Genomic DNA, 24,929 nt, shown 5'->3' with positions numbered 1-24,929 from the left:
CCGCGTACCCAGGTCGGCACGCCCGATCCCGCAGTTTGGAACGGCAGATCACGCGGGTGCGCCAGCCTCAATCACCCGGATGATCTCCTCATCGGTGCCAGTCGCGGTGATCACGCGTAGCACCAACTCGTCGACAACGTCCTGGAATGCCTCAAGTGATTCGGGGTCGCCAAGATCGATGGTCGCTTCGAGTGGGGTGATGCCGAGACGTGCGAAATTGGCCGAATACGCGGGATGCCCGGCGTACTTGGCGGCCTCCGCCTCGAGTGCAGCGCGGGCCTCCGGCTCGACGATGGTGCGTGCGTAGAGCACTCCCGCGCCAACCGGCCGACCTTCGGGAGTATCAGTGGCGAGTTGCGCCATCGCGAGTGCGGCGGTCACGGGGCTGAGCCAGTTGAACAGGATGCCGTCAGCCACCCGAGCGGCCAGCCGACGGGTGCGCGGGCCGAGCGCTCCAATCAACACCGGGACGTCGGTCGCAGCCCGAAGTTCGGCGATTCCCGCCTCGAGCAGCGCGAGCCCGTGAACCGCGTTGCCGCTGCCCACTCCGATGCGGATGCGGTCGTGCGGCAGATCGCCAACCCGACGCCCCAGTTCGGCGGCAGTTACCCGGTCGAGCGGAACGATCCCCGTCGCCAGGCCGAGTGTCGTCGTGACCTGGGCGGCGGCCGCGATCGGCGCCAGGGAGTCGCCACCCGGGTTGTCGTTGACCCACAGGGCGCGATACCCGGCCGCCTCAACATGCACGGCGAGCCGGGCGATGCGCTCCGGTCCGAGGGTGCCGGCGAGTCCGATCGACCTCGCGGTGGTGGGAGTGCTCACGCCAGGGCCTTGAGCATGCGGGAGTTGCCGAGAGTGTTCGGCTTCACGCGAGCGAGGTCGAGGAACTCGGCGACACCTTCGTCGGGCGACCGCACCAACTCGGCGTAGACGTCGGGTGAGACGATGCTCTCGCCAATCTCGCGGTAGCCGCGGTTGCCGAAGAAGCCCGTCTCGAACGTCAAACAGAACAGACGCGTCAGGCCGAGCTCGACAGCATCCGCTTCGAGGCGATCCAGAATCGCGCGTCCCACCCCGTGCCCGCGCCGACTCCCCGCGACCGCGAGGGTGCGCACCTCACCGAGGTCTTCCCACATGACGTGCAGGGCACCGCATCCGATCAATTCACCGTCGTCGCTCTGCGCGACGCGAAACTCTTGGACCGCCTCGTAGAAGACGACACGATCTTTGCCCAGCAGCACCCGCGACTCGACCAGCGGTGCAATCAGCATCTCGATCGCCGGGATGTCCCCGGTGCGTGCCCGCCGCACGGTGAAATCAGTCACGCGACGACTGTACTCATGCCGTGCTTAGGTGGAGGCATGAAGCGCCCGCCGTCCGACATTCGTTCGGATGCTGCGCTTGTCGCGGCGCTCGTCGCTGAGCAGCACCCATCGTTCGCAGGCCCCGTGGATCTCGTGGCCGGAGGCTGGGACAACGTCATCTACCGCCTGGGGTCCGGATTCGCTGCGCGACTTCCGCGACGCGAGGTCGCCGTGCCGCTGATCGAGAACGAGCAGCGCTGGCTCCCGACGCTCACTACGGTACTGCCCGTGATCATCCCGTCGCCCCTCGCGGTCGGAAGGCCGACGGCACGATTCCCGTGGCCGTGGTCGATCGTTGCCTGGATCGACGGGTCGGGTCTCGACGAGGTTCCGCCACCGGTTCGGGATGCCGCGGCCGACACCACCGCGGACGCGCTCCTCGCTCTTCATCGCCGCGCCCCTGGTGGCGCGCCCGTGAACCGGGTGCGGGGCGTACCGCTCGCCGATCGACTCGAGGCGTGGCGTGGCAACCTCGCTGCGACGGATCTGGACGGCGACGACTTGGGCATGGTGGAGGCTGCCTTCGCCGCCGGCGCGACGGCTGCGATCTGGGACGGCGACCCGGTATGGGTGCACGGCGACCTGCATCCGGCGAACACGGTCGTTGATCCAGTGCGCGGCGACCTGGTGGCGTTGCTCGACTTCGGCGACCTGTGCTCGGGAGACCCGGCGACCGACCTCGCGCTCGCTTGGACAGGTTTTGGGCCAGAAGGCCGTGCGCAGTTGCGGGAGCGTCTCGACGCCAACGGCTCCTACGACGACGCGGTCTGGGTGCGAGCGCGGGCCTGGGCGGCCGGACTCGCGGTGACCTACCTCGCTCACGCCGACGACGCCCCGCGGATGGGCGCGATCGCCCGGCACACCTTCACCCAGTTGCACAGGGGCTGACTCGGCCACTCGACGGCGAATCAGTTACGGGGCGAATCAGTTACACGGCGACGGTACTCACGCGTCGCCCGGTCTCATGCGAGGCGATCGCGGCCTGGGCAAGTTCGAGCGCCCGCCGGCCGGCCGACGCAGGCACCGGCGGTGCGGCGCCCGCGCGCAGAGCAGCGAGTACGGCATCCACGTGTCGGTCGAAGGTGCCGTGAAAGTTGCGCGCTTCATCATTGAAGTACCCGGCGCGCCACACCTGAGCTGTCTCGTCTCCCGCACGCTGGATGCTCAGTTCGCGCACGGTGTCGTGAATGACCAGGCGACCTTCGGTTCCGTTGATTTCGAGGAGTTGTGAATCGGGGTACGCGTACGACGAGTCGTAGCTGCCGAGCATCGTGCCGACCGCCCGGTTCTGGAATTCGAGGGCGAGCGCGACCGTGCTCCAGTCGCCGTAGGTGGCATCCGTCATTTGGGCCATCACCGACGAGATCGGGCCGACCAGGTGTTCGAGCATGTCGAAGCCGTGGCACTGAGTCTCGATCAGGTTCGCGTGCCGCGAGGTGCCGTGGTTCGCTTCGCCGCCGAACCGCCAGGTGGCGAACACCGGGGTTCCGATGACGCCGGCCGTGATCGCCGCGTGGGCACGCGCGACGGGTTCGGCGTAGCGGTGGTTGAAGTTGATGGCGAAGAACAGGTCCCGCTGCGCGGCCTCCGCGAGCAGGATGTCGGCCTCGGCTAGGTCAAAGACCAGCGGCTTCTCGACGAGCAATGGCACTCCGGCCTTCAGGAGTCGCAGGGTCACCTCGAAGTGCTGCTCGTTGGGCAGGCACACGGTGACGATTTCGGGCCGGGCTTTCGCGAGCATCGCGTCAAGATCGGTGAAGCCCTCCGTGCCGTACGCGGCTGCACGGGTAACGGTGCGCTCAGGGTCGCGGCCGAGGATGCCGACGAGTTCGGTATCGGGGCGGCGGGAGAAGATGCGGGCGTGCTGCTCGCCCCACCCTCCGGTTCCAACAACAGCAACCCTCATGACGTCGAGCGTAGGCCCGCGCGGGCTCGACGGGTCAGCGCTCCTCGGCGATGCTGTTCCCGCCGTCGATGACGATCACCTGTCCGGTGACGTAGGACGCTTCCCGAGACGCCAGCCAGACGATCGCGGACGCGACTTCGTCGGGGGTGCCGCTGCGTCCGACGGGAACACGGGTGCCTGCCACCGCCTCTTCCGGGAGTTGCGACAAGGTGGCGATCCACCCGGGCGCCACCGCGTTGACCGTGATGCCGTGCGGTGCTTCGTCGACGGCCAGGGCCCGCGTGAGCCCGACCATGCCCGCCTTTGCGGCGGCGTACGCGACATCAGCGCGAGCAGCCATGACGTGTCCGGTGAGGCTCGACACGTTGACGATCCGCCCCCAGCCGGCATCCCTCATCGCTGGCACGGCCGCCCGCGAGACCAAGAAGGCCGTCGTGAGGTTCGATGCGAGCGACCTGTTCCACGCATCCACGCTCCCGAGAATGTCGCCGGATTCCATCTCGGCGTCGTTCACCGTGATCATGCCCGCGTTGTTGACCACGATCGACGGCGTCGTGCCTGCCGCGTGGAGGCCGTCGAAGAGGCGGGCGACCTCGGGCTCGGTGTCCAGCCGCGTTACGTAGCCGGTCGCGTCGATCCCGAGCGCCTGCAGCTCGTCGACCCGCGCCTGGATGCGGTCCGTCGTCGAGGTCAGCATGACCCGCGTGCCGTCGAGGCCGAGTTGCTTCGCCGTCGCGAAACCGATGCCGCCTGGGCTGCCGGCGCCCGTGATCAGCGCGCTTCTGGGCGCCTGATCCATCGTCAATACCCCGTACTCAGAACGTGATCGAGCGCATCGACGAAGTAGTCGGCCGACGCCCTGTCGAGGCACATCGGCGGCTTGGTCTTGAGAACGCACTGGCGATCACCCGTTGGCTGGATGATGACGCCGAGTTCGAGCATCCGCTCGCAAATGGCGGCCGTCTCGCTCGTCGCGGGCTCACGTGTGGCGCGGTCACGCACCAACTCGACGCCGAGGTAGAGGCCCGAGCCGTGCACCGCGCCGATCAGCTCGTGCTTCTCGGCGAGCTGCGTCAGCCGCCCCTTGAGGTGTCGGCCGACATCCCGCGCATTCTGCTGCAGCTTCTCGTCGCGCAACGCGTCCAGCACGGCCAACCCGACCGCGCTCGACACCGGGCTTCCGCCGGCCGATGAGAAGAAGTAGCCCTGGTTGCGGTACTGCTCGGCCACCGCACGGCTCGTGATGACGGCCCCGAGCGGATGCCCGTTGCCCATCGCTTTGGCCACGGTGACGATGTCGGGAACCACCCCCTGCTGCTCGAAGCCCCAGAACCATTCGCCGAGCCGGCCGTAACCCACCTGCACCTCGTCGGCGATGGCGAGCCCGCCGTGCTCGCGGACGGCGGCGTAGACCTTGTCGAGGTAGCCATCCGGCAGCGCCATGCCGCCGGCGTTGCCGTAGAAGGCCTCAGCGATGAACGCAGCCAGCGGCCGGCCCTCGGCGGCGAGCCGGTGAATGATGGCCACCGCGTCGTCGGCATAGCGGCTGACGTCGGCGCCGCGGTAGATCCCGCGATAGGCGTTGGGCGCGTCGACGGTGTGCACCCAATCCGGCCGCGTCTCGAGCGCGTTCGGGTTGTCGGCGACGGACGTCGACACCGCATCGCTCGCGAGAGTCCAGCCGTGATAGGCCTCCGCGACCGCGAGCATGTCGGGTCGACCCGTCGTGGCGAGGGCGATGCGCAGCGCGAGATCGACCGCTTCGGATCCCGAGTTCACCAGGAAGACCGTGTCCAAGGGCGCCGGCAGCAGGTCGCTGAGCCGGGTGGAGAGGTCGACGACCGCGCCGTAGTTGAAGCGCGAGTTCGTGTTGAGGCGCCGAAGCTGCCGGCTGACGGCCCGCTGCACGCCGGGGTGCGCGTGCCCGAGTGCGGCCACGTTGTTCACCATGTCGAGGTAGCACCGCGCGTCGGTGTCGATGAGGGTGTGCTGCCACCCGCGCTCGATGCGAGGTGGATGACGGTAGTAGTGCTCCTGCACGGACGCGAAATGTTGCTCGCGCTCCTGCACGAGTTCGTCGGCGTCGGTCAGTACCCGGCCACCTTTCTCGACACCGTCGCTCGCGCCGAGCAACGCGAAGGGGTCGGCGGTGACGGCGCGCCAACCGCTGCTTTCGGATGCGCGCACGAAGTCGGGCACGTCGGCGCCCGCCGCAAGGACCGTGACCCGGAGACGAGATCCGGCCTTCACCATCAGCACGGGGTCTCCGGTGCCGACGGTGTCCGACGCCAGAACGTCGGCCCTGGTGGCGTTCAGCCGGAGCACGAGGCCGTGATCGTTACCGATCAGCGAGACGTCGCCGCTTTCCACCTGCAGCCGCCCAGCCCAGGGTGCGCGCACTTCGGTGTCGCGCCCCAACCAGATGTCGATTCCGGTCGCGGCGGTCGCGGGCTCGTCTCGGGAGAGGCGCGGCGACCGGGTGAGACGCGGCTGGAGGTGGATGGTGCTCACCGCGTCGGCACCGGCGGCCAGCTGCTCGTGGGCGAGGGCATCCTCACGGCCCGTCACGAGCCAGGCACCTTCATCCATCGCGTCAGAGTCGGGCGACAGATCGAGCGTGCTCACGCGCAGCTGCGGGTCGACCATCGGCTGGAAGGATGCCGGCAGCGCGAGCAGGGACGCGGGCGAACCGAGGGCGTCCTGTACGAGCGCGGTCATCACCGCCGTGGGCACCGTGAGCGCATTCTCGAGGATGCGCCATTCGTGCTCCAGCGCTTCTCGCGCGTAGTCGTTGCCCGCGTCGATGGCTGTTTGCTGCCAGCCGCTGACGACACCCACGGCTGCCCGCAACAGCACGAGCGGCCAGAGCGCCTGCACCTCGTCGCCGGTGAGCGGCCGCTCGCGGTGGAACGCCCGGACGGCCGGGAGGGTCGAGACCGGGGTCGCTCCCTCGTGGTGAAGGATCGACGACAGCGTGACCGCGAGCTCGGCCACCGACCATCCCGTGTTGAGGTCGCCAAAGTCGATCACGCCGTCGGGGGTGCCGTGCTCGTCGCTCGAGCGCACGACGTTGTCGTCGGTGATGTCGCCGTGGATGACGCTGACCGGGAGCCGCGCGGCGAGTCCCGCGATCCTGGCGCCCTCGACGCGTCGCACCTCTTCGACGACTCGTCGCCGCTCGACGTCATCCACGTGGTGCGCGAGCTCGTCGATCACTCGGGTGGCTTCGCGCAGATCCCACTGGAGCCTGCGATGAACACCCTCGTGCTCGAAGTCGCTCAGCTCTCGGTTGACCATGCCGCTGAGCGCGCCGAGCCGCTCGATGACGGGGGGTCGGAGGTAGCTGGATCCGGTGAGTGTTCCGCCGCCCAGGAAGGAGACGATCCGCGCCACTTCACCTGAGTCGCCGGGCCGCAGCACGCGCTGCGGTCGACCCGCCGTCGTGTGCTCGAGAACCGTCGACGCCCGGAGTTCGGGAAGACGTTTGGCGATCCAGGCCGCGCCCTCATCCTGCGCCTCGATTTCGACCTCCCCGAAGGCGCCGTTCGACACCTTGAGGACGCCGACGACCGAACCCTCAGCATCGCTCAGCAGAAAGTTGGCATCCTGCTGGCTGCCGAGCGATCGGGCCGTGACGGTGAGCCCGAACTCGGCGGCGACCAGCCGCTCGGCCTCGGCGGCGGTGATTTGCGGGGAGGGCAGCGCCCCCGCTTCGAAGAAGTCGAAGCCGGCGGAGGTGGTGTCGCTCACAATATGGTCGCTTTCAGCCGGTCGTCGGTATCAGCCTGTCGCCGCGAACTGGATCTCGCCGCTGACCACGGTTGCCAGAACTGCGGTCGCTGCGAGGTGTTCGGGTGAGATCGCGAGCGGGTCGGCGGCCAGGATCGTCAGGTCGGCAACCTTACCCACGCTAATGGAGCCTTCCGTGTCAGCGACCCCGGCCGCAATGGCGGATCCCATCGTGTACGCCTCGAGCGCCTGCAGTGCCGTCAGCGCCTCCTCGGGCCCGACGGGATCGAGGTCGGGCAGAGCAACGTCTCGCCGCAGTTGTGCATCCGCCATGATCGCGAGCGGCTCGAAGTCGGCCACCGGCCAGTCCGAGCCGAGCGCGAGGTTCACGCCAGCCTTCGCGAGAGAGCGGGTGCGCCACGCACGTTGGGCGCGCTCAGGCCCGAGACGTTCGGACCAATTGTCGGTGTGGTCCGAGCGCACGAAGTGAGTGCAGTGAGTGGGTTGCATACTCGCGACCGCCCCGGATGCCGGGAAGACATCCACGAGTTCGTCGGGAAGGGTCTCGGCGTGCTCGATGCGATGCACGGCTCCTCCCGCGCTCGCCGCAGGCAGCTGCGAGATGGTGGCGAGGGCGTGTCGGATGGCGGCATCCCCGATCGCATGGGTCGCGGTGCCGACCCCGTTCTCGTCGAAGAACCGCACGGCGGCGGCGTAGTCGGCCGGATCGCTCCAGACCGAGTGAATCGACTCGCCGTGAGTGTCGGGAGCGTCGAGCCACGCCGTTCCGCCGTCGATCGTTCCATCGAGGAAGAACTTCACGCCGTGGACCTTCCACCGCCGCCCTCCGGTGCCCTGCCATTCGAGGAAGTGCGCCCAATCATCCCGAGTGTGTTTGGGCTCGACCCACGGCGAGAATCGCAGCCGCAGTGCAAGTTCTCCCTCGGCCTCGATGAGCCGCAGAAGTTCGAAGGGCTCGTCGATGAAGTCCATCACCTGCGACGACGTCAGACCGCTGGCCGCCATGTCGTCGAGGAGACGCGTCACCCGATGGGCAAGATCTTCGATTGGCTCGGGGGGCATCACGTCGAACACGAGCTGCATCGCGTCGGCCTCGAGAAGGAGTCCCGTCGGGGTGCCGTCGGCGTCGACATCCACTCGCGATCCGGTCGGAAACGTGCGGGGCCCCGCGATCCCCGCGGCCCTCAACGCCGGCTGGTTGGCCAGCGCCGAGTGGGCATCGAAGAAGCGCAGCAGCGCGGGCACGGTGCCCGTGACCTCGTCCAGAAGTGCCGACGTCACGCGCTCGAGCCCCCACACGTTGGGGTTCAGCCCCCACCCTCGCAGCCAGTCCCCAGCCTGGAGCTCGGCGAGTGCCTCGGTCAGCTGCTGCCGGAGTTCGGTCAGCGAGGTGACGCCACGAAGGTCCATGCCGACCGTGAAGCCCGCCCCCGATAGTGGATGAGCGTGCGCGTCGCTTAGCCCCGGGACGATGGTCGCCCCCGGGTAGCGCAGAGAGCGAGTGCCCGGCCCGATGAACCCGGCCAGGTCGCTCTCTGCGCCCACCGCGACGATGACCCCGTCACGGACCGCGACGGCAGTCGCACCGACCTGCGCCGACATCGTGTGGACCTGATCCGCGACGAGGATGAGGTCGGCGTAACGATCAGTCATCCGCGTCCCTGGCATCTGCTTCCCCGCCGCCGATGCGCGCATAGACGGTCGGCCGCGACCGCTTGTAGGCGACGGCGAGGCCGACCCCGATGAGGAAGGCGACGGGCACAATCAGCAGGATGATCGCGTTGACGACAGGTCCGGCTCCGGTGAGGAAGTCGATGTTGAGCACGATCAGAACCGCGAAGACCGCCAGCAGAATCGTCGCAAGGATGGCTGCCGGCAGCACGTACCACTTGCGCTCCAGGTTGCGGTTGCGCACGAAGAAGACGATGACCGCGACGGATGCCAGCAACTGCAGGATGAGAACTCCCACGACGCCGGGTGTGTTCACCCAGATCAACAGCTGGAGATACGGGTCGGCGCCAGCGATCGCAAAGGCGCCGACGATCAGCAGCGCCAGGATGGTCTGCGCGAGTCCTGCGATGTGCGGTGAGCCGTCGCGCCGGGTCCTCGTCAAGGCAGCAGGCAGGATGCCGTCTCGCGCCAGGGAGTACGCGTAGCGGTTGATGGTGTTGTGGAACGCGAGGAGCCCCGCATAGACACTCGTGACGATCAGCGCGTACATCGCGATGCTCGCCCATTGGCCGAGGAACTGATCGGCTGTGGTGAACGCGAACGTCGTGATTCCGTTCTCGCCGATGTAGGCCTGCACGCCGGTCTCGCCAAACGCCTGCACGAAGAGCCAGACGAGCACCGTGTAGAAGACGGTCAGGAACCCGATCGAGATATAGGTCGCGCGGGGGATCGAGGTGTTCGGATTGCGCGCCTCAGCTCGGTAGAGCGCCGTCGCTTCGAAGCCGAGGAACGCTCCGAGAGCGAGCCCCAGCACGATGCCGACCTGCGGGGTGAATACCAGAGTCGGATCGAACATGCCGAACTTGAACCCTTCCGGTCCGCCCTTAACCGCGATGGCGATCCCGACGATGAGAAGGATCAGCGTCTCAGCGGTGAGAAGAACGCCGAGCACCTTCGCGCCGACATCGATGCCGAAGAAGCCGAGCGCCCACACGGCGGCGATGGCGACGAGGGCCAACACCCACCACGGCACGCTGACGCCGAAGACGGTCTGGAGGAGAGCGCTCGAGGTGACGGCGAAGAGGCCGTAGATGCCTATCTGCATCGCGTTATACGACACGAGTGCGAGGATGCCCGCGCCGAGACCAACGACCCTCCCGAGCGCGCGCGTGATGTAGGTGTAGAAGCCACCCGTCTGTTTCACGTGGCGGGTCATCGCCATGAAACCGATGGCGAAGACGACTAGCGCTGCGCCGGCGATCAGATACGCCGCCGGGGCGGCCGGTCCTGCGATGAGGATCGCGAGCGGTGCCACTCCTGCGATGACCGTGAGCGGGGCTGCTGCGGAGACCACGAGGAAGACGATTCCCCCGGTACCGAGGGCACCCTTCTTGAGTTCTCCGGCTGGCGCTTCGGAAGGTCGCGCCTCTGTGTCTTTCTCGTTGACTGCCATCTGTACCTCCGGGTCGACTTCGTTGTCTGCCACAAAAACTAACAGTGTTCATTTAGTATGGGAGTACCGGGGATCGTGGTGCAATAGGCAATCAACGCTTACTCCGGTCGAGCGCCCAGTGACGAGAGTTCGAGGTACCGGTGGGACGACCCCTTACTCCCCTCCTCTCGGTCGAACTGATCGCCGAAACGGCCCTCAAGCTCATCGACAGCGGAGAGCCGTTCAGCATGCGACGCCTCGCCAAACGCCTGGGGGTGTCGGCTCCAGCGCTGTACAACCACGTCGAGAGCAAAGACGCCCTGGTCGAGCTGCTCCGTGGGTCGATGGTGGCAGCGCATCCCGTGCCGAAAGAGGAGCCCGGTACGTGGGTCGACCGGGTCGCGGTAATTGCGCGGGCCCAGCGCGCCGCGTACTCGGCGCATCCGCACGTCGTGCCGCTGCTCATCGGGGTTCCCATCGCGCAGCCCGCCGTGTTGGAGGCCTACCGCGAGCTCGCTCGAGCCCTCGCCTCCGCGGGGTTCAAAGACGCCGAGGTCAGTGTGCTCCTCGAGGTCATCGACAGTTTCGCGATCGGCAACGCACTCGAGCAAGGGGTGCCCCAGCAGATCTGGGTGGACCCCGACGACGAGGGTGCGCTGGCGCGCGCCATGGGAAGTTGGAGCGACCCTCGGGCGCTCCTCAATGAAGCGTTCGAAACCGGACTCGAGTTCATCCTCGACGGAATGCAGAACCGACTCAGAAACCGGCAACCCGGCGCGGAGTGAGCGCGCCGATGGCGATCGGGAACGCAGGAACGGCCCCGCCGAAGCGGAGCCGTTCCCCGTTGATCAGCAGTTACGCGCCGAGCGCGGCAGCCTTTGCGGGCTTCGCGTCGCGGCCGGACTGGCGGCCGGTCTCGAAGGTGAACTCGCCCTTGGCGCCTGCGGCAGCGTCGAAGCCGACGCGCACGTGGTCGCCCGCCTCGAGTTCGCCGTGCAGGATCTTCTCGCTGAGCGCATCCTCGATCTCGTGCTGAACGGCTCGACGCAGCGGCCGAGCGCCGAGCGTCGGGTCCCAGCCGAGTTCGATGAGTCGGGCCTTGGCGTCGTCCGACACCTCGATCGACATGTCGCGGTCGAGCAGGCGCTCGGAGAGGCGACCGATGAACAGACCGACGATCTGCAGCAACTCTTCTTTGTTGAGCTGCGGGAAGACGATGGTCTCGTCGACGCGGTTCAAGAACTCCGGCTTGAAGTGCTTCTTCAGCTCTTCGACGACCTTGCCGCGCATCGCGGAGTAGTCGGCTGCCGAGTTGCCTTCGAGCGTGAAGCCCACCGGGCCTCCCGTGATGTCCTTCGTGCCGAGGTTGGTCGTCATGATGATCACGGTGTTCTTGAAGTCGACAACGCGACCCTGACCATCCGTCAGTCGTCCCTCTTCCAGAATCTGGAGGAGCGAGTTGAAGATGTCCGGGTGTGCCTTCTCGATCTCGTCGAAGAGCACAACGCTGAACGGCTTGCGGCGCACCTTCTCGGTGAGCTGCCCGCCCTCTTCGAAGCCGACGAACCCGGGAGGGGCACCGAACAGCCGCGAGACGGTGTGCTTCTCGCCGTACTCACTCATGTCGAGTGAGATCAGCGCGTTCTCGTCGTCGAACAGGAACTCGGCGAGCGCCTTAGCGAGCTCGGTCTTACCGACACCGGTGGGGCCGGCGAAGATGAACGAGCCCGAGGGACGCTTCGGGTCTTTCAGCCCGGCACGCGTACGGCGGATGGTCTTGGCGAGAACCGAGATGGCCTCCTCCTGACCGATGACCCGCTGGTGCAATGCCTTCTCCATGAAGATCAGACGCGAGCTCTCCTCTTCGGTGAGCTTGAAGACCGGGATGCCGGTCGCGTTCGCCAGCACCTCGGCGATCACGCCCTCATCCACGGTTCCAGATGCGGCGACATCTCCCGAGCGCCACTGCTTCTCGAGGCGCAGCCGCTCACCGAGCAGCTTCTTCTCCTCATCTCGAAGCGACGCGGCCTTCTCGAAGTCTTGTTCCTCGATCGCGGCTTCCTTCGACGCACGCACGGTGGCGATCTTCTCGTCGAACTCCCGCAGCTCCGGCGGGGCGGACAGGATGCTGAGGCGCAGCCGCGCGCCAGCCTCGTCGATCAGGTCGATCGCCTTGTCAGGCAGGAAGCGGTCTTGCACGTAGCGGTCGGCCAGGTTCGCCGCGGCCACGATCGCGCCGTCGGTGATCGAGACCTTGTGGAAGGCCTCGTACTTGTCGCGCAGACCCTTCAGGATGTTGATCGTGTGAGGGATCGTGGGCTCGTGCACCTGCACCGGCTGGAAGCGCCGCTCGAGGGCGGCATCCTTCTCAAAGTGCTTGCGGTACTCGTCGAGCGTGGTCGCACCGATCGTCTGCAGTTCGCCGCGGGCGAGCAGCGGCTTCAGGATGCTGGCCGCGTCGATCGCGCCTTCAGCTGCACCCGCTCCGACGAGGGTGTGGATCTCGTCGATGAAGGTGATGATGTCGCCGCGGGTGCGGATCTCTTTGGTGACCTTCTTGAGGCGCTCCTCGAAGTCACCGCGGTAGCGGGATCCGGCGATGAGCGAACCGAGGTCGAGCGTGTAGAGCTGCTTGTCTTTGAGGGTCTCGGGCACGTCGCCGCGCACGATCGCCTGCGCGAGTCCTTCGACGACGGCGGTCTTGCCCACGCCGGGCTCGCCGATCAGAACGGGGTTGTTCTTCGAGCGGCGGGAGAGGATCTGCATGACCCGCTCCATCTCCTTCTCGCGGCCGATGACCGGATCGAGCTTGCCCTCGCGCGCCGCCTGGGTGAGGTTGCGGCCGAACTGGTCGAGAATCTGCGAACCCTTGTCGGGAGTCGCGTCGTTGCCACCGACGGCGACCTGCTCCTTGCCCTGATAACCCGAGAGCAGCTGGATGACCTGCTGGCGAACGCGGTTGAGGTCGGCACCCAACTTCACGAGCACTTGAGCGGCAACGCCTTCGCCTTCGCGAATCAGGCCGAGCAGGATGTGCTCGGTGCCGATGTAGGAGTGGCCGAGCTGCAGCGCCTCTCGCAGAGACAGTTCGAGCACCTTCTTGGCACGAGGAGTGAACGGGATGTGCCCGGTCGGCTGCTGCTGCCCCTGCCCAATGATGTCTTGCACCTGCTCGCGGACGGCATCCAAAGAGATGCCGAGCGACTCGAGCGCCTTCGCGGCGACCCCTTCGCCCTCATGAATCAGGCCGAGCAAGATGTGCTCGGTGCCGATGTAGTTGTGGTTGAGCATCTTCGCCTCTTCTTGGGCGAGGACGACCACCCGGCGGGCTCGGTCTGTGAAGCGCTCGAACATCTTTGACTCCTGGTGACGCCGTGTCGGCTGGCGTCGATATATCCGAGGGTAACGACGCAGCCTCGGGAAAACTCCCATGTTCGCCGTGGGCGTGAGTGCCTCGCGTCCTTCACCAGGCTCGCGTTGAACGTCGCCGTCACAACGGCCGCCCGTTGGCACATCTGCATGCAGATTCGTCTAATACGAATGCACATCGGTACGATCGGAGGATGGCGATGACGGTGCAGATCCGAAACCTTGATGACGACGTGACTGAGAGGTTGCGCACCCGCGCCCACCGCGCTGGCCTCTCGCTGTCGGAGTACCTGCGACGACAACTGACCGAGCTTGCCGAACAGATCGAACTCGAAGATCGTTGGGATGCGCTGCGCATTCCCGGCTTCACCCCCAGCAACGACGAAATCCTCGAGGCGATCCACGTCGACCGGAAGTGGGAATGACCGCGCGCGTTGTCGACGCTTCGGTGGTCGTCGCGACAATCCGCGACGGCGCGCGTCCGATGCTCGATCCCGGAACGAGGATGATGGTGCCCCATCTCCTCGACGTCGAAGTTGCCTCCGCGCTGCGTCGACTCGTTCGCGGGGCTGCGGTCGCCCCCGACGACGCCCGTTCCGCCCTCGTTCGGCTCGCAACGTTGCCCGGAATCGTGCGACACCCGCACACTTCGCTCATCGGTCGGGCCTGGGAGTTGCGCGACAACTTCTCCGCTTACGACGCCGTCTACGTCGCCCTCGCCGAGCGTCTCAAGATTCCCCTGGTCACTCTCGATGGGCGTCTCGCTCGGGCCGCCGCCGACTACTGCGATGTCGAACTCGTCGAGTGACGCCTAGCATTCGAGCATGAACGGGTTGCTCGACGATCTGGTGGGGCCATTCGAGCGGATCTCGCCGGAGACGCTCGCGACGACGCTTCGGGATGACTACGCCCTCGACATCCGCGCCCTCACCCGTCTCGACACCGAGCGTGACGACACCTTTCGCGTCGACCACACCGGCGGTGTGGTGCTCGTCAAGGTCGCCCACCCCTCCGACTCCCCCGAACTGCTCGCCCTGCAAGATGCCGCCCTCGCGGCCGTCGCCGAGCACGACCCCGAGCTGCCCGTCCCGCGTCTCGTGCCCACGACATCCGGCGGGGCGTCGGCGCTTCTCGACGGGCGAATCGTGCGGGTTCTGACCTGGCTGCCGGGGGTTCGGGCAACGGACCGCCCCTGGCGTCCGCAGGTCGGCGGCGCGGTGCTCGGGCGCCTCTCTCTCGCCCTCGCGCACCTGACCCACCCGGCTGCGGACCGCATCCTGCCGTGGGATCTGCGCCGAGTGCCGGGTCTCGCGCCGTACACCGACGAGCCCCTGCTCGTCGACGCCTTCGCACGCTACGCCGCCGAGATCTCGCCGGTGCTGGATGCGCTGCCGCGGCAGGTCGTGCACAACGACTTCCATCCCGGCAACGTGTTCGTGGGTGAGTCGGGAGCGATCTCGGGAATCGTCGACTTCGGCGATGTCGTGCTCACGCCGCGGGTGTGCGACCTCGGAGTGTCGCTCGGCTACCTGATTCCCGACGACTCCCCCGGGGATGCCGTCCGCGCCGAGTTCACGGCCGGGTACGAGTCGGTCGTGCCGCTGACCGATGAGGAGCGCAGCCTCATCCCCGGCCTCGTCGTGGGACGCGAACTGCAGAGAATCGTCATCAACGAAGAGTTGGGCCGACGCGACGGCGGCTCGCACGCCGCACCGCGCGTGCGACGACTGCTTCATCGAGCACTGGAGGATTGGGCATGACCGGACCGACGACCTACTTCGACCCCGCGCGGGTCGACGAGTTGCCCGCCGAGACGGCGTCGCTCGTGAAACGTCGGATCGCGGCCCTCGGTCCCGCGTACCGGCTGTTCTACCGGGAACCGGTCGAGTTCGTGCGCGGCGAGCGCGCCCACCTGTTCGACCGCGACGGTGTCGACTACCTCGACGCGTATAACAACGTCCCCTCGGTCGGGCACGCGCATCCCCGGGTCGTCGCCGCGATCGCCGAACAGGCGGCGCGACTCAACACGCACACCCGCTATCTGGATGCCGCGACCGTCGCGTACGCGGAAGACCTGCTGAGCACCTTTCCGAGTCATCTCGGCAACGTGATGTTCACCTGCACCGGGTCCGAGGCGAACGACCTCGCCCTGCGCATCGCGAAGGCTGCGACCGGCGGCACGGGCGTCATCGTGAGCTGGAACGCGTACCACGGGGTCACCACCGAGGTCGCGGCAGTGTCGCCCTCGCTCGTCGGCATCGAGGAGATGGCGCCCTGGGCCCGAGCGGTGCGGTCACCGCATCCCGACGTCGACATCGCGGAGGCGGTGATCGCCACCCTCGGTGAACTCGAGATCATGGGGATCAAACCCGCAGCCCTTCTCGTCGACACCGTCTTTGCGAGCGACGGGGTCTACCCCGACCTGCCCTCGCTCGCGAAGGCCGTCGCGGCTGTGCGCAAGGCAGGCGGACTGTTCATCGCCGATGAGGTACAGGCCGGCTTCGGCCGACTGGGCTCTGCCGACGGCACGGGGATGTGGGGCTTTCAGCGCGCCGACCTCCAGCCCGACATCGTCACCCTCGGCAAGCCGATGGGCAACGGGCATCCCGTCGCCGGTCTCGTCGCCCGGCCCGAACTCACGGCGGCGTTTGCGGCGAAGAGTCGGTACTTCAACACCTTCGGCGGCAACCCGGTCGCGATCGCGGCAGCTCAGGCCACACTCGATGTGCTGCGCGACGAGCAACTACCGGCCCACGCGGCCCGCGTCGGGGAACGGCTGATGGATGGCATCCGCTCGCTCGGTTCGTCGGTCGCCGCGGTGCGCGGGGCGGGACTCTTCATCGGAGTGGACCTCGTCGGCCCCGACGGAACCCCCGATGAGGGTTTCACCCTCGACGTCGTGGATGCCATGAAGCAGCGGCGCGTGCTGCTCGCGACAGCGGGTGCCGACAACACGACCCTGAAGATCCGACCGCCGCTACCTTTCGACGACGCCGACGCCGATCGCCTGCTCGAGGCCCTCGCGGCGGTGCTGGAGGAACGCGCCTAACCCGCCGGCTTAGTCGCCGCGCCGTCGAGCCAGAGAACTTCCGCAGGGTCGCTGTGGGTGCCGCCGCTGTCGACGTGCTTCGCGTCGATGTTCGGGCCCTTGGTGATGACGTGCACGAGCGCCATCGCATGACCGCGTCCGAGGTCGTACTCGGCGGCAAGCCACTCGATCATCGGGGTCGCCTTGGTTCCCGGGCCGAAACCCTTCGCCTCGGCCGCCGCGATGAACTGCCGCGCGGTGAGTCCGGTCTTCTGCTCGATGTTGTCGAGGTACGCCTGGAACGACATGCACCGACGCTACTCCGGCTTACGATCTCGTCGTGAGCAACCTCGAGGTCGACTCAATCGAGACCGTCTGCGGGGATTTCGTAAGCGGCGATGTCCCGGGCAGCGTCGTCGAGATCCTCGAACCCCGGGAGGTGCCGCTCGGAGGGCCGCGCGCATTCACTGTTCTTCGGACTCTGCCGCAGCGCGCGCGCAGCCTGGTCGGCGCCTGGTGCTTCGTCGACTCCTACGGTCCGGTGCCGGCAGATCACGCGGGCACGATGACGGTTCCGCCGCATCCGCACACCGGGTTGCAGACCGTGACCTGGCTCTATGCCGGCGAGATCGAGCACCGTGACTCGGTGGGAAGTCGCGCGCTCATTGAGCCTGGGCAGGTGAACCTCATGACGGCGGGAGCCGGCATTCAGCACTCCGAAGTGTCGACCGCCGCTGCCACCGAACTTCACGGAGCGCAACTGTGGATTGCGTTGCCCGATCGGTCGCGTCACGTCGATCCGTTCTTCGAGAGTTTCACGCCACAGCCTGTGACACTCGGTGACGCAACACTGCGCGTCTTCATCGGTACCCTCGCCGGGGCGTCGTCGCCGGTGTCGGCGTTCACCGGTCTAGTCGGCGCGCAGATCGACCTCCCGGCAGGCGGGCGGGTCGAGGTACCCGTCGATCCGACGTTCGAGCACGCACTCGTCGTCGATCGCGGCACACCCCGACTGCAGGGTGTGACCGTGCCCACAACCCGGCTCGGCGTCGTTCCCGCGGGCGCCGCGACCCTCCACATTGAGGCGGGCGACGAGCCGTTGCGCGCGCTGCTGATCGGCGGCGAGCCCTTGGGGGAGCAGATCGTGATGTGGTGGAACTTCGTTGGCCGAAGCCACGACGAGATCGTCGCGTTCCGTGAGCAATGGCAGTCCGAGGTGATCGCCGGGTCGACGACATCCGGTCGGTTCGGGGAGGTCGCCGACTACCCCGGCGCGCCCCTTCCGGCACCGGAACTGCCCAACATCCGGTTGCAGCCTCGCGGCTGAGCGGCTCCGCTCACCAGTCGGGGCTCACCGGTCGGGGCTCACCAGTCATGCATGGTGCCGTCGGCGAGACGGTTGAACGGCAGGTAGGCCTGCTCGTAGGGATACTTGCCGGCCTCGTCGACGTTGAGACTGACCCCCAGTCCCGGCTCGTTGCCCGGGTGAAGGTAGCCGTCCGCCCAACTGAAGGTCTGCTCAAAGACCTGGTTGGTGCGGTCGCCGTGGGGCATGTACTCCTGGATGCCGAAGTTGTGAATGGCCAACCCGAGATGCATCGCAGCAGCCATTCCGACCGGGGAGATGTCGGTGGGACCGTGCATCCCCGACTTGATTTGGTACTGCGCCGCGTACTCGAGCGTCTTCTTGAGCGGCGTGATCCCGCCCATGTGCGTGACCGCACCGCGCACGTAGTCGATCAGCTGTTCACGGATGAGGTCTTTGAAGTCCCACACCGTGTTGAAGATCTCGCCGATCGCGAGCGGTGTCGTGGTGTGTTGGCGCACCAGCCGCAGCGCCTCCTGATTTTCCGCCGGCGTGCAGTCTTCGAGCCAGAACAGGTCGTACGGTTCCAGGCTCTTGCCGAGTTTCGCGGCCTGGATCGGCGTCATCCGATGGTGACCGTCGTGCAACAGCGGAAGGTCGGGGCCGAACTCGTTGCGCACGGCCTCGAAGACACCGGGCAGGTGCTTCAGGTAGGCGCGGGTATCCCAGTCTTCCTCCGTCGGCTTCGCGCCGCGGCGGGCGGGCTCGTGGTCGTACCGCGCCTCGCCGCCTCCGGCATCCGCTGACTGCGACGCGATTCCGTAGATCGCCTTCAGCCCCGGAACGCCGGTCTGAACTCGCATCGAGCGGTACCCCTTCTCGAGGTGCTCGCGGATCGAATCGAACAGCTCGTCGGTCGTCTTGCCCGACGCGTGCCCGTAGGCCATCAACCCGGTGCGACTGGCGCCGCCCAACAGTTGGTAGACCGGCATCCCGGCGGCCTTGCCCTTGATGTCCCACAGCGCCATATCCACGGCGGCGCTCGCAGCCATCGTGACCGGTCCGCGGCGCCAGTAGGCGCTGCGGTAGAGGAACTGCCAGGTGTCTTCGATGCGGCTGGCGTCCATGCCGATCAACAGCGGAACCACATGCTCTTTGAGGTACGCGACGACGGCGAGCTCACGACCGTTGAGGGTCGCGTCACCGAGGCCAACGTGCCCCTCATCGGTGGTGAGCCTGAGGGTCACGAAGTTGCGGTCGGGACTTGTGACGATGACTTCTGCCTGGTCGATGATCATGATGCGGGCCTCCCGGCGTCAGCTTGTACGGTCAGATGAAGCGTTGCGGCGTCGACGGACGCGCAGAATGTGGCGTCAGCGCCCAGGTTCGCATCGAGGAACGCGACACATCCCGCGCTCGACTCGTCGACCCTCAACCCGTCCGGCCCGACGAGCCCGTCCGGCCCGACGAGCCCGTCCGGCCCGGGAGCGTAACCGCGCCGCACCGACAGGATCCACGCCGCGATCGCGCCAGCACAGCCCTCTGCCGATCGACCCGCCAGACGCTCGGCGCGCGCGACCGGCACGATCCTGACCCGCACCTTCGTCGCCGAATCTTGCGCGATCTGGTCGAGGCGGTGCTCCAACCGAGGGTTCGCGAAACGCTCGACGAGCGCCGCCCGGTAGTTCCCCACGTCGAGATCGGGAAGCTGCCGCTGATCGTCATCCCACAGTCTCTCGACGAGATCGCGGCAGACCGGATCGGTCATCGCGTCACTGACAAACAGGTGCCCTCGCACCGCACCCGCGGCCGCCAACGTGCTGTGCGCACCATTGAGCATCCAGAGTTTGCGTGCTTCCCAGGGGCGGATGTCGTCGACGAAACGCGCGCCGGCGACATCCCACTGCGGCCGTCCGGACGGGAAGTCACCGCAGAGCACCCAGTCCGAGAAGGGTTCGGTCACGACCGGCGCCTCGTCGATGAACCCCGAGAGTTGCTGCACCTCGACCCGATCCGCCTCAGTGGCGCGCGGCGTGATCCGGTCGACACTGGTGGACACGAACGCGACGTGATCGCGCATCCAGGTTGCCAGCAGCGGGCTGACGGTATCGGCGAACCACAGCAGGGCCCCCCGAACCAGCGCGCCGTTCTCGGGCAGGTTGTCGCAGGGGATGACGGCGATGCCGCCTCCGTCAGCACGTCGGCGTGCCTCCAGGCCGAGAATCACACGCCCCAGTGCCGTCGTCGGCGCCACCCTCGACAGAAGCACCGCAGAGTCGGCCAGCCCCTTCCGCAGCAGGTCGACATCGGATGCCATGCCCGGATCGCCGAGATCAGGCAGGCCGTCAACGTCCAGGCGGTAGCCGGCCTCGGTGAGGGTCATCGTGAGGATCGCGACCTCGGGACGGCTGAGGAGCTCGGTGAAGGTCTCGAGGTCACTGCCCGGGTGCGCCTCGGCAATGCTCCGGACGATCTCGAACCGGTCGCCCTGTGGGCCGCGTTCGATGAGCGTGAAGAGACCGTCCTGCGTCGCGAGTGTCTCGGCGGCCTCAGGGGAACGCCCGGTGAAGGCGGCGATGCCCCACTCGGCGGCGTCGGGAGCGCGCGCCGTGTACCAGGCCTGGTGCGCCCGGTGAAAGGCACCGAGCCCGACATGAACGATCCGCACCCGCGGCATCACGCCGTCGCCCGGCGATGAGGCGCGCGACAGCCTGACGGCGGTATGGCTCGACGTCACAGCTTGAACACCTCACGCGGAATCGCGCCGACCAGATCGTCGGCGATTCGCTCGGCGGCGGCAAGGGTAACGCGGCCCTGCGCGACCAGACGTGCCAGGAAGCCGGCATCCGCCCGACGGGCCGTGTCGTGGCGGGCCGGGATCGAGAGGAAGGCGCGGGTGTCATCGATGAAGCCCGAGGTGCGATAGAAACCGGCGGTCTCGGTGACCGCGCTGCGGAAGCGCGCCATCGCGTCGGGCGCATCCAAAAACCACCAGGGCGCCCCGACATACACGCTCGGATAGAACCCGGCCAGTGGCGCCAACTCCCGGGAGAACGCGGTCTCGTCGACCGTAAACAGCACGAGGTGGAAGTCGCGCTCGAGTCCGAAGCGCTCCAGCAGGGGCTGAAGCCCGCGCGTAAAGGACGTCGGAACCGGGATGTCGTGACCGGTATCGGCACCGTGGGTCGCCAGCGTCGGGGTGCTGTGATTGCGAAAAACACCCGCGTGCACGGTCATCACCAGACCGTCGTCAACACTCATCCGCGCCATCTGAAACAGCATGTGCGCACGGAAGATTCGCCGACCCGCCGCATCGGCCCGGCCGGCGATCACCGACTGGAAGAGGGATTCGGCCTCGGACGGTTCGAGGTCGACGGTGAGGGGCTCTTCGACTCCGTGATCCGTCGAAACCGCCCCGCGCTGGATGAAGTAGGCCCGCCGCGACTCCAGGGCGGCGAGGTAGCCACCGAACGTGGTCTCGTGCGCGGTCTGATGGAGCAGGGCGTGCACGGCGTCGCCGAAGCCCACCGCGTCAGGGTCGAGGTATTTGTCGGGGCGAAACGTCGGAGCGACTCGGCCCCCCAGACCGGAGGCGGCGAGCGCGTCGTGGCCGGCGAGATCATCGAGCGGATCATCGGTCGTCGCCAGAAACTCGATTCCGAACTGGCGAAACAGCGCACGCGGGCGAAACTGCGGTTGCGCGAGCTTCTCGGCAATGGCGTCGAACAACAGGTCGGCGGACTCACCGGTGAGCGGCGTATCGAGGCCCAGCACCTGGGTCAGTTCCTCGTCGATCCAGTACCCCGACGCGGTGCCGGCGAATCGATGCCAGTTCTCGGCGAGGGTTCTCCACGCCCGCCGGCGGTCCGCCTCATCGAGGGGCGCGAGAAGTGGTGCAAGATCTGCCCCCGAGGCGTGCAACAGGCGGGTGACGTAGTGGTCCTTGCTCACGAACAGTTCGGCGGCATCCCGGAATGGTTCATCGGCAACCAGCAGATCAACGGGAACGTGGCCATGCGGCGAGATGATCGGATGGGCGGCGACGCGGGCGTAGAGCTCACGCGCGATCGCCCGTTCCGCCGGATCGGTCGGCAGCAGGCGGTCGGGATCGCGACCCTGCGACGACGACATGGGGTCCATTGAGTTAGCAGCTTTCCACACTTTGAGACGGGTACTCCCGACCGCGAGAATGCACTGATCTTCGGGCGAGGCTTTCGCCGCGCGCCTGTGCTCTGCCAGTGTGGAGGCTATGAAACGAAGCATCCTGCCCCGCGTCATCGCCCTCGGCGTGCTCGTTCTTGCCCTCGCGGGCTGCGTGCGCTTCCAGGCTGCCGTGACTCTGACGCCCGACAACACGGTGAACGGCGAGATTGTCGTCGCGGTCCTCCTCCCCGACGACACCACGGAATCGCGCACGACCGCGCAGGCGGGCACGACGCAGATCGCGACCTCTCTGCTCGGCACGCTGACGAGCGCACCGGGCGTTTCGACGAGCGACTACGAGCAGGATGGCTACCTCGGCACCCGGATCAAGCTGACCAACGTCGCGTTGAGCGCTTTCAATAGTCAGGAGGCGGGCGCGCTGAAGTTCACCCGCGAGGGCGACGAGTTCGTATTCAGCGGCACTATCGACTTCAGCAGTGAATCCGCCGGGGGCGGAACCGACGAGAACGCTGACGACAGCAACCTGACGGTGTCGGTCACCTTTCCGGGTGCCGTGACTGATCACAACGGCGAACTGTCGGGCACGACGGTCTCCTGGAAAACCCCGATCGATAAGCGCCTCGAGATGTCCGCACGTGGCGGCGCGAACGCTGCGGGTCCTGGAATTCTGCTGTTCGTGATCATCGGCGTCGTCGTCGTGGTTCTCGCGGCTGCCGTCGTCGCGGTGCTCCTGCTGCTGCGTTCGCGGCGGAATCGAGCGGCTGTTGTCTCGGCATCCCCGCCCCCGCCCCCGCCGCCGGTCACGGATGCGGTGACCCCGATGGCTGCCGAGCCGGCAAAGACGGATACACCCGCGACACCCGCCGTGTCCGCGATACCTCCGATACCCGCAACGATCGCTCCGGCCGCCGCGCCCACGCAAGCCGCTGCCCCGGCGAAAACTCCGAAAACTCCGAAGCCCCCGAAAACGACCGACTAGTCGGCGGCGGCGCGTGCCGCGACGCGCTTCGCGCGCTCTTGCGCCTCGATCTTCGCTGCGGTCGCACGCTCCGAACTATCGGAGCGGATCATCGCGCGGAAGATGAACCAGAACAGCAGGCCGAACAGCACCGTGGGCACGACCGAAAAGATCGCGTTTCCCCAAAAGTCAGCAGGCATGGCTCCAGGCTACGTCGCGTGGGCGACGAACCACGACACCGCGATGATTCCGACGATGACGACGAGTCCGAGGATTGCGACAAACCGCGAGGTGCGACGGTCCACCGCTCAGCCTTTGGCGATGATGCCGATAATGCCGCTCACCAGCAAGAAGACTCCGACGGCTCCGACAGCTACCCAGATCAGGATCCGCAGCGGGGTAATCGGCTTCGGGCCAGAAGGGTTCCGGCCGGAAGGTTTCGGGGTGGGAGGCGTCGGCGCAGTCATCACTTGACCAACGGAAAGAGAATCGTCTCGCGGATGCCAAGGCCGGTGATCGCCATCAGCAGCCGGTCGATTCCCATCCCCATCCCGCCCATCGGCGGCATCCCGTGCTCCATCGCCCGCAGGAACTCCTCGTCAAGCGGCATTGCCTCGTCGTCGCCGCGCGCGCCCTGCTTCGCCTGGTCGACGAAACGCTCACGTTGGATGACCGGGTCGACGAGCTCGGAGTACCCGGTGGCAAGTTCGAAGCCGCGCACGTAGAGGTCCCACTTTTCGACGACGCCCGAGATCGATCGGTGGTCGCGAACCAGGGGCGAGGTATCGACCGGAAAGTCCATGACGAACGTCGGGTGCGTGAGCCCGGGCTTCACGAAGTGCTCCCACAGCTCTTCGACGTATTTGCCGTGAGTCGGGTGGCTGACCTGAAGGTCTTCCTGTTCCGCCATCCGGGCCAAGTGGTCGAGGTCGGTCGCCGGGGTGATCTCCACGCCGGCCGCCGCGCTCAGCGACCCATACATCGAGATACGCGCCCACTCGCCGCCCAGGTCGTACGCACTGCCGTCGGCGAGCGTGACGACGTGCGACGCGGTGACCGCGAAGGCGGCGTTCTGGATGAGTTCCTGCGTGAGGTCGGCGATCGTGCTGTAGTCGCCGTAGGACTGGTACGCCTCGAGCATCGCGAACTCGGGGCTGTGGGTGGAGTCAGCGCCCTCGTTGCGGAAGTTGCGGTTGATCTCGAACACCCGCTCGAGCCCGCCGACGACGGCGCGCTTGAGAAACAGTTCCGGCGCGATGCGCAAAAACAGTTCCGTGTCGAAGGCGTTGCTATGCGTGACGAACGGCCGGGCTGACGCTCCGCCGTGAATCGTCTGCAACATCGGGGTCTCGACCTCGAGAAAGCCGTGACCCGCGAACGTCGCCCGCAGACTCGCGACCGCAGTCGACCGTGCGCGCACCGTGACCCGGGCCTGCTCGCGCACGATCAGGTCGAGGTAACGCTGGCGCATCCGCGTCTCGTCGCTCAACTCGTTGTACAGGTTCGGCAGCGGCAGCAGCGCCTTCGAGGCGATCGCCCATTCCTTCACCAGGATGCTGAGCTCCCCCCGCCGTGACGAGATGACCTCCCCCGACACGAACAGGTGATCGCCGAGGTCGACGAGTTCCTTCCAGCGCTGAAGCGACTCCTCGCCCAACTCCGCCAACGAGAACATCGCCTGAAGCCGCTGGCCATCCCCCGCCTGCAACGCGACGAACCCCAACTTGCCCGAATTTCGAAGGAAGACGACCCGCCCAGCAACGCCGACCGTAACACCCGTCACATCATCGGCCTGAAGGTCCGGGAACGTGGCCCGCACCTCCGCGATCGAATGCGTGACCGGAAGCGTGACCGGATACGCACCCTCGCCAGCCGAGTCGGCATCCCGAATCAATCGCGCTCGCTTAGCCAACCGCACGGCCTTCTGCTCGGCGATGTCTTCGTCAGTCGCCTCAGGCTCGGGAGTCACGGTGTCAGTCAT

At 67.1% G+C, this 24,929-nt stretch carries 23 protein-coding genes; 8 read left to right on the top strand and 15 right to left on the bottom strand.

Annotated elements, in window-relative coordinates; genetic code table 11:
• Positions 1 to 48: 48 nt before the first annotated feature.
• On the bottom strand, positions 49 to 822 hold the full coding sequence (locus ABIR17_RS05570; RefSeq protein ID WP_348003378.1) for an LLM class flavin-dependent oxidoreductase: 774 nt from the start codon (positions 820 to 822) through the stop codon (positions 49 to 51).
• The gene (locus ABIR17_RS05565; protein ID WP_348003377.1) at positions 819 to 1,325 is read right to left on the bottom strand and encodes an amino-acid N-acetyltransferase; all 507 of its coding nucleotides are present in this window, start codon (positions 1,323 to 1,325) and stop codon (positions 819 to 821) included. The genes ABIR17_RS05570 and ABIR17_RS05565 overlap by 4 nt, the downstream gene beginning before the upstream one ends.
• Before the next feature lie 36 nt (positions 1,326 to 1,361).
• Here ABIR17_RS05565 and ABIR17_RS05560 point away from each other — a divergent pair, with 36 nt between their 5' ends.
• A complete protein-coding gene (locus tag ABIR17_RS05560; protein ID WP_348003376.1) occupies positions 1,362 to 2,252 on the top strand; it encodes an aminoglycoside phosphotransferase family protein in 891 nt (296 codons plus the stop codon).
• Between the two features lie 40 nt (positions 2,253 to 2,292).
• Here ABIR17_RS05560 and ABIR17_RS05555 read toward each other — a convergent pair whose 3' ends face one another.
• From ABIR17_RS05555 to ABIR17_RS05535, 5 genes are read right to left on the bottom strand one after another with little or no spacing between them, the layout of a single operon-like run.
• The gene (locus ABIR17_RS05555) at positions 2,293 to 3,270 is read right to left on the bottom strand and encodes a Gfo/Idh/MocA family oxidoreductase (protein WP_348003375.1); all 978 of its coding nucleotides are present in this window, start codon (positions 3,268 to 3,270) and stop codon (positions 2,293 to 2,295) included.
• Positions 3,271 to 3,304: 34 nt separating this feature from the next.
• Complete coding sequence (locus ABIR17_RS05550; protein WP_348003374.1) at positions 3,305 to 4,069, bottom strand: SDR family NAD(P)-dependent oxidoreductase; 765 nt, start codon at positions 4,067 to 4,069, stop codon at positions 3,305 to 3,307.
• 2 nt (positions 4,070 to 4,071) lie between these two features.
• A complete protein-coding gene (locus ABIR17_RS05545; RefSeq protein WP_348003373.1) occupies positions 4,072 to 7,020 on the bottom strand; it encodes an aminotransferase in 2,949 nt (982 codons plus the stop codon).
• Positions 7,021 to 7,050: 30 nt separating this feature from the next.
• Positions 7,051 to 8,673: an amidohydrolase gene (locus tag ABIR17_RS05540; RefSeq protein WP_348003372.1), complete on the bottom strand. Its 1,623-nt coding sequence runs from the start codon at positions 8,671 to 8,673 to the stop codon at positions 7,051 to 7,053.
• A complete protein-coding gene (locus tag ABIR17_RS05535) occupies positions 8,666 to 10,177 on the bottom strand; it encodes an APC family permease (protein ID WP_348003371.1) in 1,512 nt (503 codons plus the stop codon). Before ABIR17_RS05535 ends, ABIR17_RS05540 begins: the two co-directional genes overlap by 8 nt.
• Positions 10,178 to 10,284: 107 nt before the next feature.
• Between ABIR17_RS05535 and ABIR17_RS05530 the strand changes: the two genes are divergently transcribed.
• Positions 10,285 to 10,908, top strand: a complete 624-nt coding sequence (locus ABIR17_RS05530) for a TetR/AcrR family transcriptional regulator (RefSeq protein WP_348003370.1) — start codon at positions 10,285 to 10,287, stop codon at positions 10,906 to 10,908.
• Positions 10,909 to 10,978: 70 nt separating this feature from the next.
• On the opposite strand, the gene ABIR17_RS05525 is transcribed toward ABIR17_RS05530, so the two are convergent.
• Complete coding sequence (locus tag ABIR17_RS05525) at positions 10,979 to 13,477, bottom strand: ATP-dependent Clp protease ATP-binding subunit (RefSeq protein WP_348003369.1); 2,499 nt, start codon at positions 13,475 to 13,477, stop codon at positions 10,979 to 10,981.
• 209 nt (positions 13,478 to 13,686) lie between these two features.
• Between ABIR17_RS05525 and ABIR17_RS05520 the strand changes: the two genes are divergently transcribed.
• From ABIR17_RS05520 to ABIR17_RS05505, 4 genes are read left to right on the top strand one after another with little or no spacing between them, the layout of a single operon-like run.
• Positions 13,687 to 13,917 carry a hypothetical protein gene (locus tag ABIR17_RS05520; protein WP_348003368.1) on the top strand — a complete coding sequence of 77 codons (231 nt, stop codon included), beginning with the start codon at positions 13,687 to 13,689 and terminating at the stop codon, positions 13,915 to 13,917.
• Positions 13,914 to 14,300: a type II toxin-antitoxin system VapC family toxin gene (locus ABIR17_RS05515; protein ID WP_348003367.1), complete on the top strand. Its 387-nt coding sequence runs from the start codon at positions 13,914 to 13,916 to the stop codon at positions 14,298 to 14,300. Before ABIR17_RS05520 ends, ABIR17_RS05515 begins: the two co-directional genes overlap by 4 nt.
• Positions 14,301 to 14,316: 16 nt before the next feature.
• Positions 14,317 to 15,252, top strand: a complete 936-nt coding sequence (locus ABIR17_RS05510) for a phosphotransferase (RefSeq protein ID WP_348003366.1) — start codon at positions 14,317 to 14,319, stop codon at positions 15,250 to 15,252.
• Complete coding sequence (locus ABIR17_RS05505) at positions 15,249 to 16,541, top strand: aminotransferase class III-fold pyridoxal phosphate-dependent enzyme (RefSeq protein ID WP_348003365.1); 1,293 nt, start codon at positions 15,249 to 15,251, stop codon at positions 16,539 to 16,541. Before ABIR17_RS05510 ends, ABIR17_RS05505 begins: the two co-directional genes overlap by 4 nt.
• Here the strand turns inward: ABIR17_RS05505 and ABIR17_RS05500 are convergent.
• Positions 16,538 to 16,828: a DUF4287 domain-containing protein gene (locus ABIR17_RS05500; protein WP_348003364.1), complete on the bottom strand. Its 291-nt coding sequence runs from the start codon at positions 16,826 to 16,828 to the stop codon at positions 16,538 to 16,540. The two genes, ABIR17_RS05505 and ABIR17_RS05500, sit on opposite strands and share 4 nt — an antisense overlap.
• 32 nt (positions 16,829 to 16,860) lie before the next feature.
• Between ABIR17_RS05500 and ABIR17_RS05495 the strand changes: the two genes are divergently transcribed.
• Entirely contained in the window at positions 16,861 to 17,847 is a 987-nt protein-coding gene (locus ABIR17_RS05495; protein ID WP_348003363.1) for a pirin family protein, read from the top strand.
• Positions 17,848 to 17,885: 38 nt separating this feature from the next.
• Here ABIR17_RS05495 and manD read toward each other — a convergent pair whose 3' ends face one another.
• From manD to uxaC, 3 genes are read right to left on the bottom strand one after another with little or no spacing between them, the layout of a single operon-like run.
• Positions 17,886 to 19,124, bottom strand: coding sequence for a D-mannonate dehydratase ManD (manD, locus tag ABIR17_RS05490; RefSeq protein WP_348003362.1), 1,239 nt, complete (start codon positions 19,122 to 19,124; stop codon positions 17,886 to 17,888).
• A complete protein-coding gene (locus ABIR17_RS05485; protein WP_348003361.1) occupies positions 19,121 to 20,563 on the bottom strand; it encodes a mannitol dehydrogenase family protein in 1,443 nt (480 codons plus the stop codon). The genes manD and ABIR17_RS05485 overlap by 4 nt, the downstream gene beginning before the upstream one ends.
• Positions 20,560 to 21,957 (bottom strand): glucuronate isomerase, encoded by a 1,398-nt coding sequence (uxaC, locus tag ABIR17_RS05480; protein WP_348003360.1) that lies wholly within the window; start codon positions 21,955 to 21,957, stop codon positions 20,560 to 20,562. Before uxaC ends, ABIR17_RS05485 begins: the two co-directional genes overlap by 4 nt.
• Before the next feature lie 118 nt (positions 21,958 to 22,075).
• Here uxaC and ABIR17_RS05475 point away from each other — a divergent pair, with 118 nt between their 5' ends.
• Complete coding sequence (locus tag ABIR17_RS05475; RefSeq protein WP_348003359.1) at positions 22,076 to 22,969, top strand: hypothetical protein; 894 nt, start codon at positions 22,076 to 22,078, stop codon at positions 22,967 to 22,969.
• Here ABIR17_RS05475 and ABIR17_RS05470 read toward each other — a convergent pair.
• The 3 genes from ABIR17_RS05470 to lysS form a co-directional block, all read right to left on the bottom strand.
• The gene (locus ABIR17_RS05470) at positions 22,966 to 23,148 is read right to left on the bottom strand and encodes a hypothetical protein (RefSeq protein ID WP_348003358.1); all 183 of its coding nucleotides are present in this window, start codon (positions 23,146 to 23,148) and stop codon (positions 22,966 to 22,968) included. The genes ABIR17_RS05475 and ABIR17_RS05470 overlap by 4 nt on opposite strands.
• 108 nt (positions 23,149 to 23,256) lie before the next feature.
• The gene (locus ABIR17_RS05465) at positions 23,257 to 23,415 is read right to left on the bottom strand and encodes a hypothetical protein (protein WP_348003357.1); all 159 of its coding nucleotides are present in this window, start codon (positions 23,413 to 23,415) and stop codon (positions 23,257 to 23,259) included.
• Positions 23,415 to 24,929: a lysine--tRNA ligase gene (gene lysS, locus ABIR17_RS05460; RefSeq protein WP_348003356.1), complete on the bottom strand. Its 1,515-nt coding sequence runs from the start codon at positions 24,927 to 24,929 to the stop codon at positions 23,415 to 23,417. The genes ABIR17_RS05465 and lysS overlap by 1 nt, the downstream gene beginning before the upstream one ends.

This window comes from Pseudolysinimonas sp. (assembly GCF_039912695.1).
Lineage (GTDB): Bacteria > Actinomycetota > Actinomycetes > Actinomycetales > Microbacteriaceae > Pseudolysinimonas_A.
This window is presented reverse-complemented; position numbering and strand designations above follow the sequence as displayed.

What these genes read in the sequence shown, in the direction of transcription:
- ABIR17_RS05560 (WP_348003376.1), top strand. Translation starts at nt 1,362, where the DNA reads ATGAAGCGCCCGCCGTCCGACATTCGTTCGGATGCTGCGCTTGTCGCG.
- ABIR17_RS05555 (WP_348003375.1), bottom strand. Translation starts at nt 3,270, where the DNA reads ATGAGGGTTGCTGTTGTTGGAACCGGAGGGTGGGGCGAGCAGCACGCC.
- ABIR17_RS05550 (WP_348003374.1), bottom strand. Translation starts at nt 4,069, where the DNA reads ATGGATCAGGCGCCCAGAAGCGCGCTGATCACGGGCGCCGGCAGCCCA.
- ABIR17_RS05540 (WP_348003372.1), bottom strand. Translation starts at nt 8,673, where the DNA reads ATGACTGATCGTTACGCCGACCTCATCCTCGTCGCGGATCAGGTCCAC.
- ABIR17_RS05525 (WP_348003369.1), bottom strand. Translation starts at nt 13,477, where the DNA reads ATGTTCGAGCGCTTCACAGACCGAGCCCGCCGGGTGGTCGTCCTCGCC.
- ABIR17_RS05520 (WP_348003368.1), top strand. Translation starts at nt 13,687, where the DNA reads ATGGCGATGACGGTGCAGATCCGAAACCTTGATGACGACGTGACTGAG.
- ABIR17_RS05515 (WP_348003367.1), top strand. Translation starts at nt 13,914, where the DNA reads ATGACCGCGCGCGTTGTCGACGCTTCGGTGGTCGTCGCGACAATCCGC.
- ABIR17_RS05510 (WP_348003366.1), top strand. Translation starts at nt 14,317, where the DNA reads ATGAACGGGTTGCTCGACGATCTGGTGGGGCCATTCGAGCGGATCTCG.
- ABIR17_RS05505 (WP_348003365.1), top strand. Translation starts at nt 15,249, where the DNA reads ATGACCGGACCGACGACCTACTTCGACCCCGCGCGGGTCGACGAGTTG.
- ABIR17_RS05500 (WP_348003364.1), bottom strand. Translation starts at nt 16,828, where the DNA reads ATGTCGTTCCAGGCGTACCTCGACAACATCGAGCAGAAGACCGGACTC.
- manD (WP_348003362.1), bottom strand. Translation starts at nt 19,124, where the DNA reads ATGATCATCGACCAGGCAGAAGTCATCGTCACAAGTCCCGACCGCAAC.
- uxaC (WP_348003360.1), bottom strand. Translation starts at nt 21,957, where the DNA reads ATGTCGTCGTCGCAGGGTCGCGATCCCGACCGCCTGCTGCCGACCGAT.
- ABIR17_RS05475 (WP_348003359.1), top strand. Translation starts at nt 22,076, where the DNA reads ATGAAACGAAGCATCCTGCCCCGCGTCATCGCCCTCGGCGTGCTCGTT.
- ABIR17_RS05470 (WP_348003358.1), bottom strand. Translation starts at nt 23,148, where the DNA reads ATGCCTGCTGACTTTTGGGGAAACGCGATCTTTTCGGTCGTGCCCACG.
- ABIR17_RS05465 (WP_348003357.1), bottom strand. Translation starts at nt 23,415, where the DNA reads ATGACTGCGCCGACGCCTCCCACCCCGAAACCTTCCGGCCGGAACCCT.
- lysS (WP_348003356.1), bottom strand. Translation starts at nt 24,929, where the DNA reads ATGACTGACACCGTGACTCCCGAGCCTGAGGCGACTGACGAAGACATC.